Source organism: Paenibacillus sp. FSL R7-0273, from assembly GCF_000758625.1.
GTDB lineage: Bacteria > Bacillota > Bacilli > Paenibacillales > Paenibacillaceae > Paenibacillus_AQ.
In genome coordinates this window covers 3,625,416-3,640,838 of record NZ_CP009283.1, presented here as the reverse complement: position 1 = coordinate 3,640,838, position 15,423 = coordinate 3,625,416, and the positions used below count along the sequence as shown (strand labels likewise).

The window sequence follows — 15,423 nt, the reverse complement described above, 5'->3', positions numbered from 1 at the left end:
CGCTGAGGGAAAACTTTGGACGGAGTTATAACGATAAATTTAATTATGGTTGCGATTTTCATCGGTCTTACCGCTTTTTTTGTCGGAGCCGAGTTTGCGATTCTAAAAGTACGTATGTCACGTATCGACCAGTTAATTAGTGAAGGCAACAAAAAAGCAATAACCGCCAAAAAGGTGGCACATGATCTCGACTACTATTTGTCCGCCTGCCAGCTCGGTATAACCATTACCGCACTGGTGCTCGGGGCGCTGGGTGAGCCGACGGTTGAACGGATTCTGCATCCGCTGTTTGACCAGATGGGCGTCCCGGCGGCATTGTCTACCCTGCTGTCTTACCTGATTGCATTGTCGATCATCACCTTTTTGCATGTGGTTATCGGAGAGCTTGCACCTAAAACCCTTGCCATCCAGTATGCCGAGAAAATGACGCTGCTGCTGGCTCCCCCGTTGTTCTGGTTCGGTAAAATCACGTATCCGTTCATTACAGCTCTTAACGGCTCCGCCCGGCTGCTGCTTCGTATCTTCGGAGTGAAGCCTGCCGGCCATGAAACGGTCCATTCCGAGGAAGAGCTGAAATGGATTGTTGATCAGAGCTATGAAAGCGGCGAAATTAACAAAACGGAACTGGTCTACCTGAACAACATCTTTGCCTTCGATGAGCGGACGCTGGGTGAAATTATTGTACCGGTATCCAACGTGGTTACACTGCAGGCTGGCATGTCTGTTGAGCAGCTGATCGAGGTGCTTGGCGTACATGATTATACCCGTTATCCTGTAATTGCTGCCGATGGAAGCGGACGGTACAGCGGATATGTGAACACCAAGGAGATGCTGACCAGCATCGCCGCCGGCAGAGCAACTAACTGGCAATCCTATATCCACGATATTCCGAAGTTCCCAGCCACTAAGAACCTGCGGGATGTGCTGCTGAGAATGCAGCAGACCCGGGTTCATATGGCTGCTGTAACGGACGCAGCCGGCGCCATTACCGGTATTGTGACGATGGAGGATCTGCTGGAGGAAATCGTCGGTGATATCCGGGATGAGAGCCTTAATGTAAGTCCATCTTTGAATTAAACTCTTTGATAAATAACAGTATTACGCGGCCTGCACTTTACGTGCAGGCCTTTTTTATGCCTGAATGAGGTCTTCGCTAAGAGTATCCGTAATCTGCCCGGCAGGCATCGGGCGTCCGCAGAGATAGCCCTGAACCTTATGACAACCCAGCGCCTTCAGCAGTGACAGCTGTTCCGGGGTTTCCACACCTTCGGCAATGACCTGCATATCCAGGCGGCCGGATAATTCGATCATCGTCTGAATCACAGCAGCATCCTTAGGCTGGGTTGTAATATTCTGGACGAGTGAACGGTCGATCTTGATGTAACCGAACGGGAAACGGTTCAGCATATTCAAGGAGGAATAGCCTGTTCCGAAATCATCAATAGCCAGCACAACCCCCAGCTCGACCAGCTCCTCACATATTTCCAGCGATTTCTGCGGATCAAATATGGCTGTGCTTTCGGTTATCTCAAGGCAGATATTGTGCGCAGGAAGCTTATAATGCTTCAGCAGCTTGTCTATATTCGCGGCAAATAGCGGTTCCTTGAGCTGATGCGCAGACAGGTTAACGGACACTTTGATGCCGGTATGCCCCTGATCAATCCACAGCCTCGCCTGCCGGAAGGCATCGTTCAGCACCCAGTCACCGATTGCAGTAATCATCCCCGTCTCTTCCGCTATAGGAATGAATTGTGCCGGTGAAACGGCGCCAAGCTCCGGAGAGCTCCAGCGCAGCAATGCCTCAACGCCCATGATTTTATTTGTACGGATATCAACCTGCGGCTGGTAATGCAGTGAGAACTCATTGTTTGTAAGCGCTGATCCCAGCCCGTTCACCAGTGAGAGGTTGCGTTCGGCCATTGCTTTCAGCTCAGGCGTATATTTGCTGTACTGGTTGCGGCCGGCCTGCTTCGCTGCGTACATGGCAGTATCCGAGTTGCTAAGCAGCAGCCCGCCGGTACTCCCGTCATCAGGTGCGATGCTGATCCCGATTGAAGCGGACAAGGTGTAGGATTTGCCGAGGACATTATTTGGCTGCTGCAGCGCGGACAAAAGCACTTTTGCAAAGCTAAAGGCCTCACCTGTATCAGCAACCGGCATCGTAACCGCAAATTCATCTCCGCCCAGCCGGGCTACAACCGATGTCTGCGGCAAAGCCTCTTCAAGCTGTTTCCCCACATGCTGAAGCAGCATATCTCCGGCGGCATGGCCGAGTGTGTCATTTATCCACTTAAACTGATCAAGATCCAGCAGCAGGACAGCGACCGGCCCGCCCCTGTCTTCCATTTCGCTAAGTACAGCCTCCAATTTCTCCATGAAAAACAGCCGGTTACCTAGGCCTGTCAGATTATCCTGATAGGCTAGCTTCTGGAGCCTGAGCTCCGTATGCTTCTTATCTGTTATTTCACGTGTAACCAGATAGCAGAATAATTGTCCGTTAATTTCCAGATAATCGCTGTCGAACTCAACAAACATCTGCTCTCCGGCGTAATTAATCATCTCCATCTCCGCATGCATGGGGGTCTGCGATGCAAAGGACTTATCGAACACTTCCTTTAATCTCGCCTTGTGCTCCTGCGGAAGAAATCTCATCACGTTTATCCGCTCTTGTGGCTCAAGCAGCATAATGCCGAACATGGTCCGGAACGCGCTATTCATTTCCACCGCGATTCCCTTGTCGTTAATCAGGGCGATCCCCTGTTTAGAAAGCGCAAACAGCAATTCGTACCGCCGTCCGGGGGAAGCAAGAAAATCAAACCGGACAACAGCATACCGGATAAAAAATCCCCAGATCATGATACAGTAAGCCGGAAGTGTATCGTAAGGAAGCTCACCGAGCAGGCTGCCAGGGCTGAATGCGTCACTAATGGCTGAGACAACCGCCCAGAACAGAGCCCAGAGCAGGCTGAACAGCAGCCCTTTTTTGATCCACTCCATACGCTGAAGCTCTTTAGGCTGCCATTTTCTACGCGCCCCCTGCCGGGTTCCGCTCCCGATGAACAGAAGCATCAACATAAAGGTATATCCTGTAATGACAAAGATGGCAGCCAGAAGCTCAGGCGCAAGCTGCTCATGCCGCCAGTATGGACCCGGACTTATCGTTACAAGGCTTTCAGGTGCACTGCTGACCACCGGCAGAATGCCCAGCAGCGGCATTAAGCAGAGCATATGCTTAAGCTTCCTTTGAATTGAAACCTTACTGATTGAATACAGCATATAGATGCTCAGCATCATTGTAATAAAGACACTGATATATTTCACATACACCAATACATAAACAGCATCTTCCAGGTCAACCATGTTGGCAAAGAAGCCTCCAAGAAAAAACATGCTGAACGAGATCATCAGCAGCATACATAGGCGGTTCATCCTGTTCCGGGGGTTTTTCAGATAAATTTCGAATCCGAGGACGAACAGAAACAGAAACGGGACAAATAATAATATAATTTGCAGTGTCATTTCGTTGATATATCCGCTCCATTCTGGCATTAGTCAGAAGTAATCTTGGTTAGGACTATATCGGCATACCACTCAAATCTGGTAATAGGAAGTTATGTATATCTACATAAAGGGACAGCTATCAAAAGTCAGCTGCCCCTTCCTGCCTTCACATGCTTAAGCTGAGCAACGATAATGACACTGATAATAACCAGCAGAAACCAGGAGCTGATTTTGCCGAAGCCGACCATCTGCCACGCCTGATGCTGATCCGGATACTTCCAGGCATTAAAGAACGTTGCGATGTTCTCGGCCAGCCAGATAAAAAAGCCCACGATTACAAACGCCAGTGTCAGCGGCATCCGGTATGTAACATTCCGCACACGGTAGATGATCCAGGTCCGCCAGAACACGAGGAGCACCAGCCCTTTAAGCCACCAGCGGAAATCCGGAATAAAATGATGGGTAAAAAAGTTCAGGTAAATGGCTCCGCCCAAGAGTCCTGCCGGGACGATGCCCGGCCAGCCGGTCATATCCATCTTCAGCCTGCGCCAGATCTGGCACATGAAGCTTGCCACACTGGCATACATAAATCCGCTGTACAGCGGCACACCGAATATTTTACTGAAGCCCGGTTCAGGGTATGCCCAGGAGCCCATACTGACCTTGTAGATCTCCAGAAGCAGGCCGATGATATGAAAGACACAGATAACCTTAATCTCATCCAGTGTTTCCAGTCCGCTGCGGTACATCAGGTATTGGACGGCAAGCAGAATGAGCAGAATGGCATCATAGCGGTGGATGAACGGAAGGTCTATAATACCGGAAAGCGCCAGGGTCCCGAATATAGCCACCGGGAAAATACAGCTCATCGCCTGATGGTACCCGAAGTGCAGCAGCTGTGTAATGGAATTCCTGATTTTAAACACCTCTCTTGAATATGGTTGTCAGTATCTTATCACGATATTTATCGATATTCAATAAATTAGTATTTATTATTAATATATTATTATTGCTAATACATTATGACAGCAAAAAAAGCCGCCTCGAAGGCGGCTTCCGGCAGCAGACTATTAACGGGTCATTCCGGTTTCCGGAAGTCTCGTTGCTTTGACAACATATCTGGCCAGTCCCGGGAAGATCCGGGCCAGTCCGGGGTACAGCCTGTTGGTTCTGGCAAAAGCCAGCCGTTGAATCCTCCGCGCCTGTCTAAGCAGCCGGGTGAAGGTCATTTCCGCTTCCGCCGAATATCCGGTCTGCCACTCCTCATAGCTGATCATTCCCTTGAGGTAACGGTCGGTCCAGCCTGAGCAGATCAGCGCAGAACGCAGGGCAATAGACATCCCGTCCCCGCAGAGCGGCGGGATCATCAGCATGGCATCGCCGATATGCGGGAATTCCGACCAGGGCTCAGGCGTATCCGATAAGCGGACTGGGGCGATGGATACCTGGGTGCCCGGCACTGCAGTTCCCTCTGCGAGCCTCACGGCCAGCCGGGGATTGCCGCCGGCGGCCGTCTGCAGTATCTCCTGCACAGATTTACCGCTGCCCTGGACAGAATCCAGAGTCAGCAGTGCCGCAACATTTACCTTCCCCTCTTCAATCGGCGATATCCCGATATAGCCGCCTTCACAGAAGTACAGCTCCACCTGCCTCGGGATTGTTATACCCCTGTAGTGGGATTTGATCCCGATATATACGGTATCATCTCTTGTATCTTCTGCAGCCGGGGCTATGCCGCGCGGCTTCTTGGTTCCGTAGGCACCGATGACAGCACGGGCCTGGTAGGAGACCTTGCTGTCCCCCTGCCGTGTATCTACTTCGTAATTGTTATTGTCCAGCTTACGGATACCGGTAATTACCGCTTTGGTTACAATTTCAGCTCCGGCCGATTGTGCCTTCTCATGAAGAATCCGGTCAAGCTCATACCGGCTAATTCCTGTAGCATTTCCCGGCAGCGGTGCCCCGATCTCCCCGCCGTGGGGCAGGATTATGCGTGCCCGGTCCATCACTCCCGGAGCCGGCGTACGGCTTGTGAGGTTGATGCCGAGCACCTCCAGCATTTCCTGTGTCTCCGGGGACATGAATTCCCCGCAGGTTTTGTGTCTGGGGAATTCATGCCGGTCCAGCAGGATTGTACGGTGCCCCAGGCGGGCCAGCTGAAGGGCACTGCTGCTCCCGGCTATGCCCGCGCCGGCTACAATTACATCTGCCTGCTTCATCATCGGCTGCTCACCTGCTTAGGGATCACCACTGAATAACGGAACAGCGGCTTCCAGGTATAGGTCATCGCTTCGGCCTGAAGCTTATGCTTCAGCTCCTGCCAATCCTTGTCCGTAAACCCTTTAGCCACGGATAATGGCCCGTCATGCCGGATATACCGGTTACGGGAAATCATCCGGGTCGTTAGCCACACTGCCGTATAGGATACCGGATGACGGTGGATATCATTAATCACCACACCATACCTTGAGGCCCTCCGCATGTGCGCCACCATGTCCACCAGCTGCTGGCCGTCAAAATGATGGACAAACTGCGAGCCTGTCACAATATCGGCTGAGGCATCGGCTAGCTCCTGCAGATCGGCCCGCATTACGCTAACCCTCGGCTCATGTCTGAACAGACGCCTTGCTTCTGCGCAGGCCTCCTCTGTCATATCAACCAGTGTAATAGCAAGCTCAATTCCTCTCCGGTCTGCCCATTCCAGCAGCTTGACATTTACATCACCGGAGCCTGCGCCTACATCAAGAATACTCAGCTTCCGCGGCTGCCCGATGGCCTGCCAGAGCTGTTCTACCCCGTCCCTGGTGGGGCCGGGAGCTGCAAAAATCCGGTTCAGCCGCCGCAGATGCTTTAATGCTTCACTAAGCTCCTCACCGCCCATGGAGAAGTCATCCATCAGCTCATCCTCTTTGGCCCGGACCGACAATGTCCTAAAAAACGGCATGGCCTGCCTCCTGGTAGGACGGTGAGTAAGCCGGGACATAGGTGAAGGACATGAGCTCGGCGGTCAGGCCCGGACCAAAGGCCATTGCAACGCCTTGCTTCGCTGGTTCATTACGGGCTTCCATGTCCCGGCGCATCGATTCAAGCACAAAGAGAATGGTCACCGAGGACAGATTGCCGGCTGTCCGCAGAATTTCCCGGCTGTAGCGCGTCTGTTCATCACTTAGCTTCATTACCTCCTGTACGGAGTCAACGATCCCCCGTCCGCCCGGGTGTATGGCCCACAGCTCCGGAAGCGGGCTGTCTCCCATCAGCAGCCCAAGCTCGGCTTCAAGATGGGTTCCCAGCAGCTTAGGAATCCGCGGGGATAAGTAGAGGTCAAAGCCGGTGTTCCCTACCTCCCAGGTCATATCCTCAGCAGAATCCGGCAGCAGCACCGAATACCCTTTGCCCAGGCTGAGGCAATGCTTGTGGTTGGCCTCTGGCTCACCGATGACACAGGCACCGGAAGCATCTCCGAAAAAGGAGGCTGCAAACAAGGCTTCCCGTTCCTTTACCGGCTGAAAATGCAGCGTACACAGCTCCACGCAAACAACGAGCACTCTGGAGCCGGGAGCACCAAGAACGACATCACGGGCCATTTGAATCGCTTTCAATCCGGCAGCACAGCCCTGGAATATTAACGGAAGCCGGTTCACCCGCGGTGACAGGCCAAGCTCTTTAATCAGCATCACATCCAGGCCGGGCAGGTATTGCCCGGTACAGCTGACAGTAATCAGGTGGGTAATCCCGCCGGGAGCCTGTCCTGCATCCAGCAGTGATCTTTTGGCCGCCTCCAGAGCCAGCGGAGGTGCTTCCTGCTGATATTTTTTCATCCGTTCTTCCGTTGTGGGTATATCCGTCCGGTCTCCGGAAGGCAGATAACGGCAGGTATCCGCTGTCCCGAGATAGCTGTCATCAACGGTATAACGGTTCTCGACTCCGCAGGCTTTAAAGACTCTTCTGGCGAACCGGGCCAGCTCCGGCTTGTCCTGCAGCGACGAGGCAATCAGCTCGGCTACATCAGCCTGTGCTATCGAGTACAGCGGCAGGGCTGTACCCATTCCGAGAATTGCTGCTCCGGTGTTACTGTTCAGTTGTGTCATTATTCAGCCTCCGTTAATGGATTTGGGATTGCGTTAGCGTTTGAATTAACAATGTTTACCCTTATCAGGCGGTTTATAATCCGGAATTGCCCTGCCGGCCAAATTCGGGCTTGTAAGTTCCCGGAATATCGCTTATTATGGTTTACACTGTGTTAATATTATCACCGTGTAAACAATGAAGGAGGCATCAACATGCGCAGTTTATCTAAATCTGCCAATTTCCCGTTATTTATCTTAATGCTGAATCTTTTTATCGCTTTGCTAGGACAGGGGATGGTTATCCCCATACTACCTGAATACCTGAAGCTGTTTAATGCAGCCGGGGCTGCTGCCGGTTATCTCATTGCTGCTTTCGGGGCAGCCCAGTTCATATTCTCGCCGATAGGCGGTCAGCTTGCAGACCGTCTGGGCCGGAAGCCGATGCTGATAGCCGGTCTGCTGCTGACTGTCATATCCGACCTCATGTTCGCAGTCGGAGATAGCTTAGCCGTTCTGTACATTGCCCGGTTCATCGGCGGGATCGGAGTCGGAATCATGGTGCCGGCCAATATGGCTTACGTTGCCGATATTACTACTCCGGATACGCGGGCCAAGGGCATGGGCTATCTGGGGGCAGCGATGAATCTGGGAATGGTGCTTGGTCCCGGGCTGGGCGGTCTAATCGCAGAGCTGGGTATCCGGGTCCCTTATTTTTTTGCCGGAGGACTGGGATTTATCGCAATGCTGCTGTGCTTCTTCATGCCTGAAACACTGCCGAAGGCAGCACGCACAGCCGCTAAGCCGCGCGGCCAGGGAGAATCCTTTTTCAGCATGATCCGCAATTCCTTCCGCACCTCCTATTTCCAGTACCTGCTGCTAATCTTAATCATTACCTTTGGCCTGATGAATTATGAAACCGTGTATGCCCTTTTTGTGGAACAGAAGTATGGCTATGATGCAGCGCAGATCTCAGTGCTGATTACGGTCGGTGCGGTGATCGGGATTATTGTTCAGATATGGCTGCTGGACCGCTTTATTAAAAAGCTCGGTGAAATGAAGCTTATCCGCATCTCTCTACTGATGACCGCTGCCGCCCTCCTGCTTATGCTGTTTAAGGTGAATCTGGGGTATCTGCTTGCAGTCTCAGGTATGTTCTTTGCATTCAATGCCTTTTTACGCCCGACCTTAAGCACGATTATCGCCAACTCTGCCGGTGACCGCCAGGGCTATGCAGCAGGACTGAACACCACTTATACAAGCATAGGCAGCATACTGGGGCCGGTTATTGCGGGTCAGCTGTTTGACTGGCATATCCATATGCCTTATATTTTAGGCGCGGCCATTCTTGCTTCGGCCCTCCTGTTAACTGCTCATGCCCAACATAACAAACCGGAACGGACGGCTGCCCATGACTGAAACCTGGCACAACAATCTCAAAACCAGAAACCGTGAGGACCTAATCGCTGCCGCGAAGGAGCTTTTTATTAAAGAAAGCTTTCTCAGAGTAAATGTCAAAGAAATATGCAGTCTCGCGGGGATAAGCCGGGTCACCTTTTATAAGCATTTTCAGACGATCGACGAGCTGGTCTTTGAGGTGCAGATGGAAATTCTCGGGGACATGACCGGATACATCAAAAAAGCCCCTGAAGCCGGAATGACCGGCAAACAGATGCTTGTCTCCATGCTAACCGCCTGGATTGAATATGCTGCCGCTAATCCGGGCTACATCCGGTTCATTCTGCTGTTTGACCTGCATTATGAGGCTTATGGAACCGGAACCGCACTTAAATCGCAGTATGAAGCGTTTATCGGCCGGGAGAAGGAGCAGCATTTTTTATTAAACGCACTGGAGACCGGAGTTAAGGATCAATCCCTGCTGCCGGACCCGGAGCTGCTGGAGACTGCCCATTTTATCTTTACCTCCATGATGGCCCTGCTGCAGAAGATGTGTATGACTGTGGGAGACGGGAGCCGCACTGCTCCGCAGGATATCCGGGTTGCCAGCCGCTTTGCGGAGCTGCTGGTTGCCCACTTGAGCGCCGGTGCAAAGGCTGAATAGCCAGCCGTACTTCATGAGCGGATAAAAAAACAGCTGCAAGTCCGGATTTGCTTTCCTTTCCGGTCTGCAGCTGTTTTGCTTAATACTCCTAATACATCCGTTCTTCGCCGGTCACCGGATTTTTGAACGCGGATTCAACGTCGCTGTTCGTAAGCTCGTCAGCAAATTCTGTTTCCCGCTTGCCGGTTGGAATGGCCGGATCTACCTTATTGGGATTATCCTTGGTCACCGGTGTTGCCTTCGTCTGTTTACCCATCTTATACACAGCTCCTTTGCATCTTTTGCCCTAATAGGGTACTCGCCTTCAGGATTTTTATGCAGCAGCTTGTTCAACCCAAAATAAAGATGATACGATGGCACTGATGATTCATTAGTTCAACCTGAAAGCGGAGTGAGATTATGATCAGCATACTTGTGGTGGAAGATGATAAGCATGTCAGAAGACTGCTTGAGGCTGTATTAAAGCGCGAGGGCTATAATGTCTGGACCGCTGAGGACGGGTATAAGGCACTTGATATTCTTGAAATGCAGCATATTGACCTGATTATTCTCGATATTATGATGCCCAATATGGACGGCTATGAATTTGCGGCAGAGGTCCGGGCGGCGAACAGCCAGATCCCGATTCTAATGGCGACCGCCAAGCATCTTCCGGAGGACAAGAAGAAGGGCTTCCGGCTGGGAACCGACGATTATATGACCAAGCCGGTCGATACAGAGGAAATGCTGCTGCGGATACAGGCGCTGCTGCGCCGTTCACAGATTGCCACTGCCCGCAAGCTCACGTTCGGCAAGGTGGTGCTGGATTATGAGGCGCTGACGGTGACCCGGGAGGAGGAGCGCCAGACTCTGCCGCAAAAGGAATTCTACCTGCTCTACAAGCTGCTGTCCTATCCCGACCGGATCTTCACACGCATCCAGCTGATGGATGAAATCTGGGGTATGGACAATGAGAGCGCAGATACGACAGTCAATGTGCATATTAACAGGCTGCGGAAGCGGTTTGAAGCGTATCCCGAGTTTGAGCTCATATCGGTGCGCGGTCTCGGCTATAAGGCGGTGAAGAAGGCTTGAGCAGAATTGGCAGTAAAATAGGCACACGTCTGGGCAGCAGGCTCAGTCTGCCGCTTCTCTTCTCCTTTGCAGTCTTTCTGATCTTTCTGGTCACGGTGATTGTCACAGGACTCCTGTTCTATCTTGCCGATGTTTTTGGGCTGATCAATGAGAAGATTATCATGGACGGCACTCTTGTCCCCTTATTGATACTGATTTCCTGCATTATAATCGGCACAGCCATATCCGCGGTGAGCAGCCGCAAAATGGTCAAATCCATCCGTACCTTTATTGATGCTACAGACCGGCTGGCCGGCGGAGACTTTTCCATGCGGCTGCAGCTTACAAGCCCGCCGGAATTCCGCATTCTCTCCGAGAATTTTAACCGGATGGCCGAGGAGCTGGGCGGAATCGAGATTCTGCGGACGGATTTCGTGAACAACTTCTCGCATGAATTCAAAACCCCGATTGTCTCGATCAAGGGCTTTGCCGAAATGCTCAAGTATGACGACTTGTCCAGGCAGGAGCGCGATGAGTATCTGGATATCGTCATTGAGGAGTCAGCCAGGCTTGCTTCCCTGGCGTCGAACGTCCTGGAGCTGTCCAAGATCGAGACCCAGACTATTCTGACCGACAAAAAAAGCTTCAACGCCGGGGAGCAGCTCCGCCAGTGTGTGCTGCTGCTTGCGGCAAAGTTCGAGAAAAAGCAGCTTGCCCTGAACCTGGATCTTCATGATTATCAGCTTGAAGGCAATAAAGAGCTGCTGAACCAGGTCTGGCTGAACCTGCTCGACAATGCCATCAAATTCACACCCGAAGGCGGAGAAATAGCAATAAGCATGAAGAAGACGAATGGCCGTATCGTTTTTGTCATCAGTGACAACGGGCCAGGGATTTCCCCGGAGGCTCTTCCTAGGGTCTTCGATAAATTCTATCAGCAAGATACCTCCCACTCCACTGCAGGCAACGGGCTCGGCTTAACGATCGTCAGCAAGATCGTTCACCTGCACGCCGGAACCATTACCTGCGAGAGCCCTGCATCCCTGGGAACGGTCTTTACTGTAACCTTGCCTGCCTGACCTCACATAAGCCCTGAAACGACCTTTTGGTTGGTTCAGGGCTTTTTGTTGGATCGGGCAGTTTCTGCTTGTTTTCAGAAAAGTTAACGTTCAGTTTATCTTCCTCAGCTATGCTAATAGCAACATCACATAAAGGAGTCACGCTTATGATTAAACTGCTTAAGAACCTTGAAGCAAAGGAATGGGGCCTGTTCGTAATCAGCGTCCTCTTCATTGTCGCCCAGGTATGGCTCGATCTGGAGCTGCCCGATTATATGAGCGACATCACCCGGCTGATTCAGACCCCCGGAAGTGAGATGTCCGAGATTGCCGCCACCGGCGGCTGGATGCTACTCTGTGCGTTGGGCAGTCTTGCCACTTCCATTGTCGTAGCCGGGATTGCGGCAAAAATTGCCGCCAATTTCTCAGCCAGAGTCCGTTCCAAATTGTTCAACAAGGTTCAATCCTTCTCGATGGAGGAAATCAACAGCTTCTCAACCGCAAGTCTGATCACCCGTTCAACCAATGACATTACCCAGGTGCAGATGCTGATTGTTATCGGCCTGCAGCTGCTGATCAAGGCTCCGCTGCTGGCCGTATGGGCGATCCTCAAGATCACCGGCAAGAGCTGGGAGTGGTCGCTGGCCACAGGCGCTGCCGTCGGCGTGTTAATTGTTATTGTCGGTATTTGTGTCGTGCTGGTGCTGCCGAAATTCCAGAAGCTGCAGGTGCTGACAGATAATCTGAACCGGGTGGCCCGGGAGAATCTTACCGGACTGCGTGTCATCCGTGCCTATAATGCCGAGAAATACCAGGAGGACAAATTCGGAGCAGCCAACAATGAGCTGACCCGGACGAACCTGTTCGCCAACAATGTATTATCCGCCATGATGCCGAGCATTACGCTGATTATGAGCGGCCTTAGCCTGGCGATATACTGGATCGGTGCGGTCATGATTCAAAATGCCGGTGCCGGCGCCAAAATGGGCCTTTTCTCTGACATGATTGTCTTCTCCTCCTACGCCATGCAGGTCGTAATGGCCTTCATGATGCTGATCATTATCTTTATTCTCATGCCACGTGCACATGTTTCCGCCAAGCGGATTAACGAGGTGCTGGATACTAAGCCAAGCCTGACTGACGGTTCGCTCACCGCCTCCCCTTCCTGGCATGCAGGTGAAGTGGAATTCCGGAATGTCAGCTTCAAATACCCGGATGCCGAGGAATATGTGCTGAAGAACATCAGCTTTACCGCCAAAAAAGGTGAAACCGTAGCGTTTATCGGATCAACCGGCTGCGGCAAGAGTACCGTCGTTAACCTGATTCCCCGCTTCTATGATGCCTCTTCCGGTGAAATTCTTGTCGGCGGCGTTAATGTAAATCAATATGAGCAGAGCGCCCTGCGTAATAAAATGGGTTATGTCTCACAAAAAGCCGTCCTGTTCGGCGGTACCGTTACTTCAAATATTGCCTTCGGCGATAACGGCCGTGACCTGAATTCCGATGTAGTCGATGCGGTCTATACTTCACAGGCTGCCGATTTCGTCGAGAAAATGGATGGCAGCTACGATGCGCACATTGCCCAGGGCGGAACCAACCTGTCCGGCGGCCAGAAGCAGCGGCTGTCCATAGCGCGGGCCATCGCCCGCCGTCCGGAGATTCTGATCTTTGACGACTCCTTCTCGGCGCTTGACTACAAGACAGACCGCAAGCTGCGCAGTGAGCTGAAGAAGGAATCACGCGGCACCACGATGCTGATTGTCGCACAGCGGATTGGCACCATTAAGGATGCTGACAAGATCATCGTCCTTGAAGCCGGAGAAATCGCCGGTATGGGGACCCATGATGAACTGATGGAATCCTGCAGCATTTATCAGGAAATTGCTTATTCACAGCTGTCGAAGGAGGAGCTTGCCTAATGAAAAAGAAACCAGACCAGCCGAGCACCTGGGGCCGGCTGCTCCAATATTGCCGTTCGCATATTCCTGTCATTCTGATCGCGGTTATCAGCGCTGCCGCGGGTACGATTCTTACCCTGCTCGGGCCGGATCAGCTCTCTGAGCTGACGGATCTGATCACTGCAGGTATCGTAACAGGCATCGATCTGGATGCTGTAGCATCAATCGGGTTTTTCCTGATTTTTATATACGCGCTCAGCGCCGTTCTGTCCCTGGGACAAGGGCTTATCATGTCAATGGTTACCCAAAAGGTATCCAAGAGCCTGAGAAAAGACCTGTCTCACAAAATGAACCGTCTGCCGATCTCCTATTATAACAAGTCTACGACCGGAGATATTCTGTCCCGGGTTACCAATGACGTGGATACAATCGGTCAGGCGCTGAACCAGAGTGTCGGCACACTGGTTACTGCTATCGCCCTGTTCGTCGGCTCGATGGTCATGATGTTCAAAACGAATGTGCTTATGACCCTTACCGCGATTGCCGCTACTGTGATCGGCTTTGGCCTGATGGCGGTCATCATGAAGAAATCACAGAAATATTTCCAGAGCCAGCAGGAATTCCTCGGGAAAATCAACGGGCATGTCGAGGAGGTCTATACCGGCCATACTGTAGTAAAGGCCTACAACGGTGAGGCGCAGATGCGCGGAACCTTTGATTCCCTGAATCAGTCACTGAAGCAGAGCGCCTTCAAAGCGCAGTTCCTTTCCGGCCTGATGATGCCGCTGATGACCTTTATCGGAAATCTCGGGTATGTGGCTGTCTGTGTCGTCGGCGCTGTCCTGGCGATCAACGGCTCGATCTCCTTCGGTGTGATTGTCGCCTTCATTATGTATGTCCGGTTCTTCACCCAGCCGCTGGCGCAAATGGCCCAGGCCGCACAGAATCTGCAGGCAGCCTCTGCTGCCAGCAAACGCGTATTTGAATTTCTGGATGCCAAGGAAATGGATAATGAGGATCACAAGGACACCAGACTCACCGCTGCTGACGGTCATGTAGTGTTTGAGCATGTGCAGTTCGCTTATGAGGAAACGGATAAGCTGGTAATCAAGGACTTCTCCGCCGAGGTGCAGCCGGGCCAGAAGATTGCCATAGTAGGACCGACCGGTGCCGGTAAAACCACGCTTATTAACCTGCTGATCCGCTTCAATGAGCTGAAGGGCGGGGAAATCTACATCGACGGCACTCCGGTCAGCAGCTTGACCAGAGAGAACATTCACGATCTCTTCTGCATGGTGCTGCAGGATACCTGGATGTTTGAAGGCACGGTAAGAGAAAATCTCATCTATAACAAAACAGGCGTGACCGATGCTGAAATGGAAGAGGCCTGCCGCTCTGTCGGCCTGCATCATTTCATTCAGACATTGAGCAAGGGCTATGATACTGTATTGAATGACAAGGTTAATCTCTCCGCAGGCCAGAAGCAGCAGCTGACGATCGCCCGGGCAATGCTTAAGGATGCCCCGATGCTTATTCTCGATGAGGCAACCAGCTCCGTGGATACGCGGACTGAGCTGCTGATCCAGCAGGCGATGGATCAGCTGATGGAAGGCAGAACCTCATTCGTCATTGCCCACAGGCTCTCGACCATTAAGAATGCGGATGTCATTCTTGTACTGAAGGACGGCGATATCCTGGAGAGCGGCAATCATCATGAGCTGCTTGCCAAGAACGGCTTCTATGCCGAGCTGTACAACAGCCAGTTTGAACAGGCCTCTTAAAGGTTA

General features: G+C 52.1%; 13 protein-coding genes. 7 read left to right on the top strand and 6 right to left on the bottom strand.

All coding sequences use genetic code 11. From position 1 onward, the window contains the following. Nucleotides 1–15: 15 nt before the first annotated feature. The gene (locus tag R70723_RS15670) at nt 16–1,077 is read left to right on the top strand and encodes a hemolysin family protein (RefSeq protein WP_039873281.1); all 1,062 of its coding nucleotides are present in this window, start codon (nt 16–18) and stop codon (nt 1,075–1,077) included. 54 nt (nt 1,078–1,131) lie between these two features. On the opposite strand, the gene R70723_RS32095 is transcribed toward R70723_RS15670, so the two are convergent. The 5 genes from R70723_RS32095 to R70723_RS15645 form a co-directional block, all read right to left on the bottom strand. Beyond that, complete coding sequence (locus R70723_RS32095; protein ID WP_179088061.1) at nt 1,132–3,414, bottom strand: putative bifunctional diguanylate cyclase/phosphodiesterase; 2,283 nt, start codon at nt 3,412–3,414, stop codon at nt 1,132–1,134. A gap of 233 nt (nt 3,415–3,647) precedes the next feature. Further along, complete coding sequence (locus R70723_RS15660; protein ID WP_047171138.1) at nt 3,648–4,427, bottom strand: DUF817 domain-containing protein; 780 nt, start codon at nt 4,425–4,427, stop codon at nt 3,648–3,650. A gap of 144 nt (nt 4,428–4,571) precedes the next feature. Then, entirely contained in the window at nt 4,572–5,723 is a 1,152-nt protein-coding gene (locus R70723_RS15655; protein ID WP_039873279.1) for an NAD(P)/FAD-dependent oxidoreductase, read from the bottom strand. Continuing rightward, nucleotides 5,720–6,445 carry a methyltransferase domain-containing protein gene (locus R70723_RS15650; protein WP_039873278.1) on the bottom strand — a complete coding sequence of 242 codons (726 nt, stop codon included), beginning with the start codon at nt 6,443–6,445 and terminating at the stop codon, nt 5,720–5,722. Before R70723_RS15650 ends, R70723_RS15655 begins: the two co-directional genes overlap by 4 nt. After that, nucleotides 6,432–7,589, bottom strand: coding sequence for a type III polyketide synthase (locus tag R70723_RS15645; protein WP_039873277.1), 1,158 nt, complete (start codon nt 7,587–7,589; stop codon nt 6,432–6,434). Before R70723_RS15645 ends, R70723_RS15650 begins: the two co-directional genes overlap by 14 nt. Nucleotides 7,590–7,781: 192 nt before the next feature. Here R70723_RS15645 and R70723_RS15640 point away from each other — a divergent pair, with 192 nt between their 5' ends. Continuing rightward, nucleotides 7,782–8,984 carry an MFS transporter gene (locus R70723_RS15640; RefSeq protein WP_039873276.1) on the top strand — a complete coding sequence of 401 codons (1,203 nt, stop codon included), beginning with the start codon at nt 7,782–7,784 and terminating at the stop codon, nt 8,982–8,984. Continuing rightward, on the top strand, nt 8,977–9,627 hold the full coding sequence (locus R70723_RS15635; RefSeq protein WP_039873275.1) for a TetR/AcrR family transcriptional regulator: 651 nt from the start codon (nt 8,977–8,979) through the stop codon (nt 9,625–9,627). Before R70723_RS15640 ends, R70723_RS15635 begins: the two co-directional genes overlap by 8 nt. 88 nt (nt 9,628–9,715) lie before the next feature. Here R70723_RS15635 and R70723_RS33420 read toward each other — a convergent pair whose 3' ends face one another. Then, complete coding sequence (locus R70723_RS33420; protein ID WP_156123820.1) at nt 9,716–9,883, bottom strand: hypothetical protein; 168 nt, start codon at nt 9,881–9,883, stop codon at nt 9,716–9,718. Between the two features lie 143 nt (nt 9,884–10,026). Between R70723_RS33420 and R70723_RS15630 the strand changes: the two genes are divergently transcribed. From R70723_RS15630 to R70723_RS15615, 4 genes are all read left to right on the top strand, one after another. Then, nucleotides 10,027–10,701 carry a response regulator transcription factor gene (locus R70723_RS15630; RefSeq protein ID WP_039873273.1) on the top strand — a complete coding sequence of 225 codons (675 nt, stop codon included), beginning with the start codon at nt 10,027–10,029 and terminating at the stop codon, nt 10,699–10,701. Continuing rightward, entirely contained in the window at nt 10,698–11,759 is a 1,062-nt protein-coding gene (locus tag R70723_RS15625; protein ID WP_231574893.1) for a sensor histidine kinase, read from the top strand. Before R70723_RS15630 ends, R70723_RS15625 begins: the two co-directional genes overlap by 4 nt. Nucleotides 11,760–11,905: 146 nt before the next feature. Further along, nucleotides 11,906–13,657, top strand: coding sequence for an ABC transporter ATP-binding protein (locus tag R70723_RS15620; RefSeq protein ID WP_039873272.1), 1,752 nt, complete (start codon nt 11,906–11,908; stop codon nt 13,655–13,657). Then, the gene (locus R70723_RS15615) at nt 13,657–15,417 is read left to right on the top strand and encodes an ABC transporter ATP-binding protein (RefSeq protein WP_039873271.1); all 1,761 of its coding nucleotides are present in this window, start codon (nt 13,657–13,659) and stop codon (nt 15,415–15,417) included. Before R70723_RS15620 ends, R70723_RS15615 begins: the two co-directional genes overlap by 1 nt. The last annotated feature ends 6 nt before the right edge of the window (nt 15,418–15,423 follow it).

Excerpts from the sequence above, each read along its gene's own strand:
- R70723_RS32095 (WP_179088061.1), bottom strand. The coding sequence starts at position 3,414 with ATGCTGCTGATGATCTCGTTCAGCATGTTTTTTCTTGGAGGCTTCTTT.
- R70723_RS15640 (WP_039873276.1), top strand. The coding sequence starts at position 7,782 with ATGCGCAGTTTATCTAAATCTGCCAATTTCCCGTTATTTATCTTAATG.
- R70723_RS15645 (WP_039873277.1), bottom strand. The coding sequence starts at position 7,589 with ATGACACAACTGAACAGTAACACCGGAGCAGCAATTCTCGGAATGGGT.
- R70723_RS15635 (WP_039873275.1), top strand. The coding sequence starts at position 8,977 with ATGACTGAAACCTGGCACAACAATCTCAAAACCAGAAACCGTGAGGAC.
- R70723_RS33420 (WP_156123820.1), bottom strand. The coding sequence starts at position 9,883 with ATGGGTAAACAGACGAAGGCAACACCGGTGACCAAGGATAATCCCAAT.
- R70723_RS15615 (WP_039873271.1), top strand. The coding sequence starts at position 13,657 with ATGAAAAAGAAACCAGACCAGCCGAGCACCTGGGGCCGGCTGCTCCAA.
- R70723_RS15630 (WP_039873273.1), top strand. The coding sequence starts at position 10,027 with ATGATCAGCATACTTGTGGTGGAAGATGATAAGCATGTCAGAAGACTG.
- R70723_RS15655 (WP_039873279.1), bottom strand. The coding sequence starts at position 5,723 with ATGATGAAGCAGGCAGATGTAATTGTAGCCGGCGCGGGCATAGCCGGG.
- R70723_RS15620 (WP_039873272.1), top strand. The coding sequence starts at position 11,906 with ATGATTAAACTGCTTAAGAACCTTGAAGCAAAGGAATGGGGCCTGTTC.
- R70723_RS15650 (WP_039873278.1), bottom strand. The coding sequence starts at position 6,445 with ATGCCGTTTTTTAGGACATTGTCGGTCCGGGCCAAAGAGGATGAGCTG.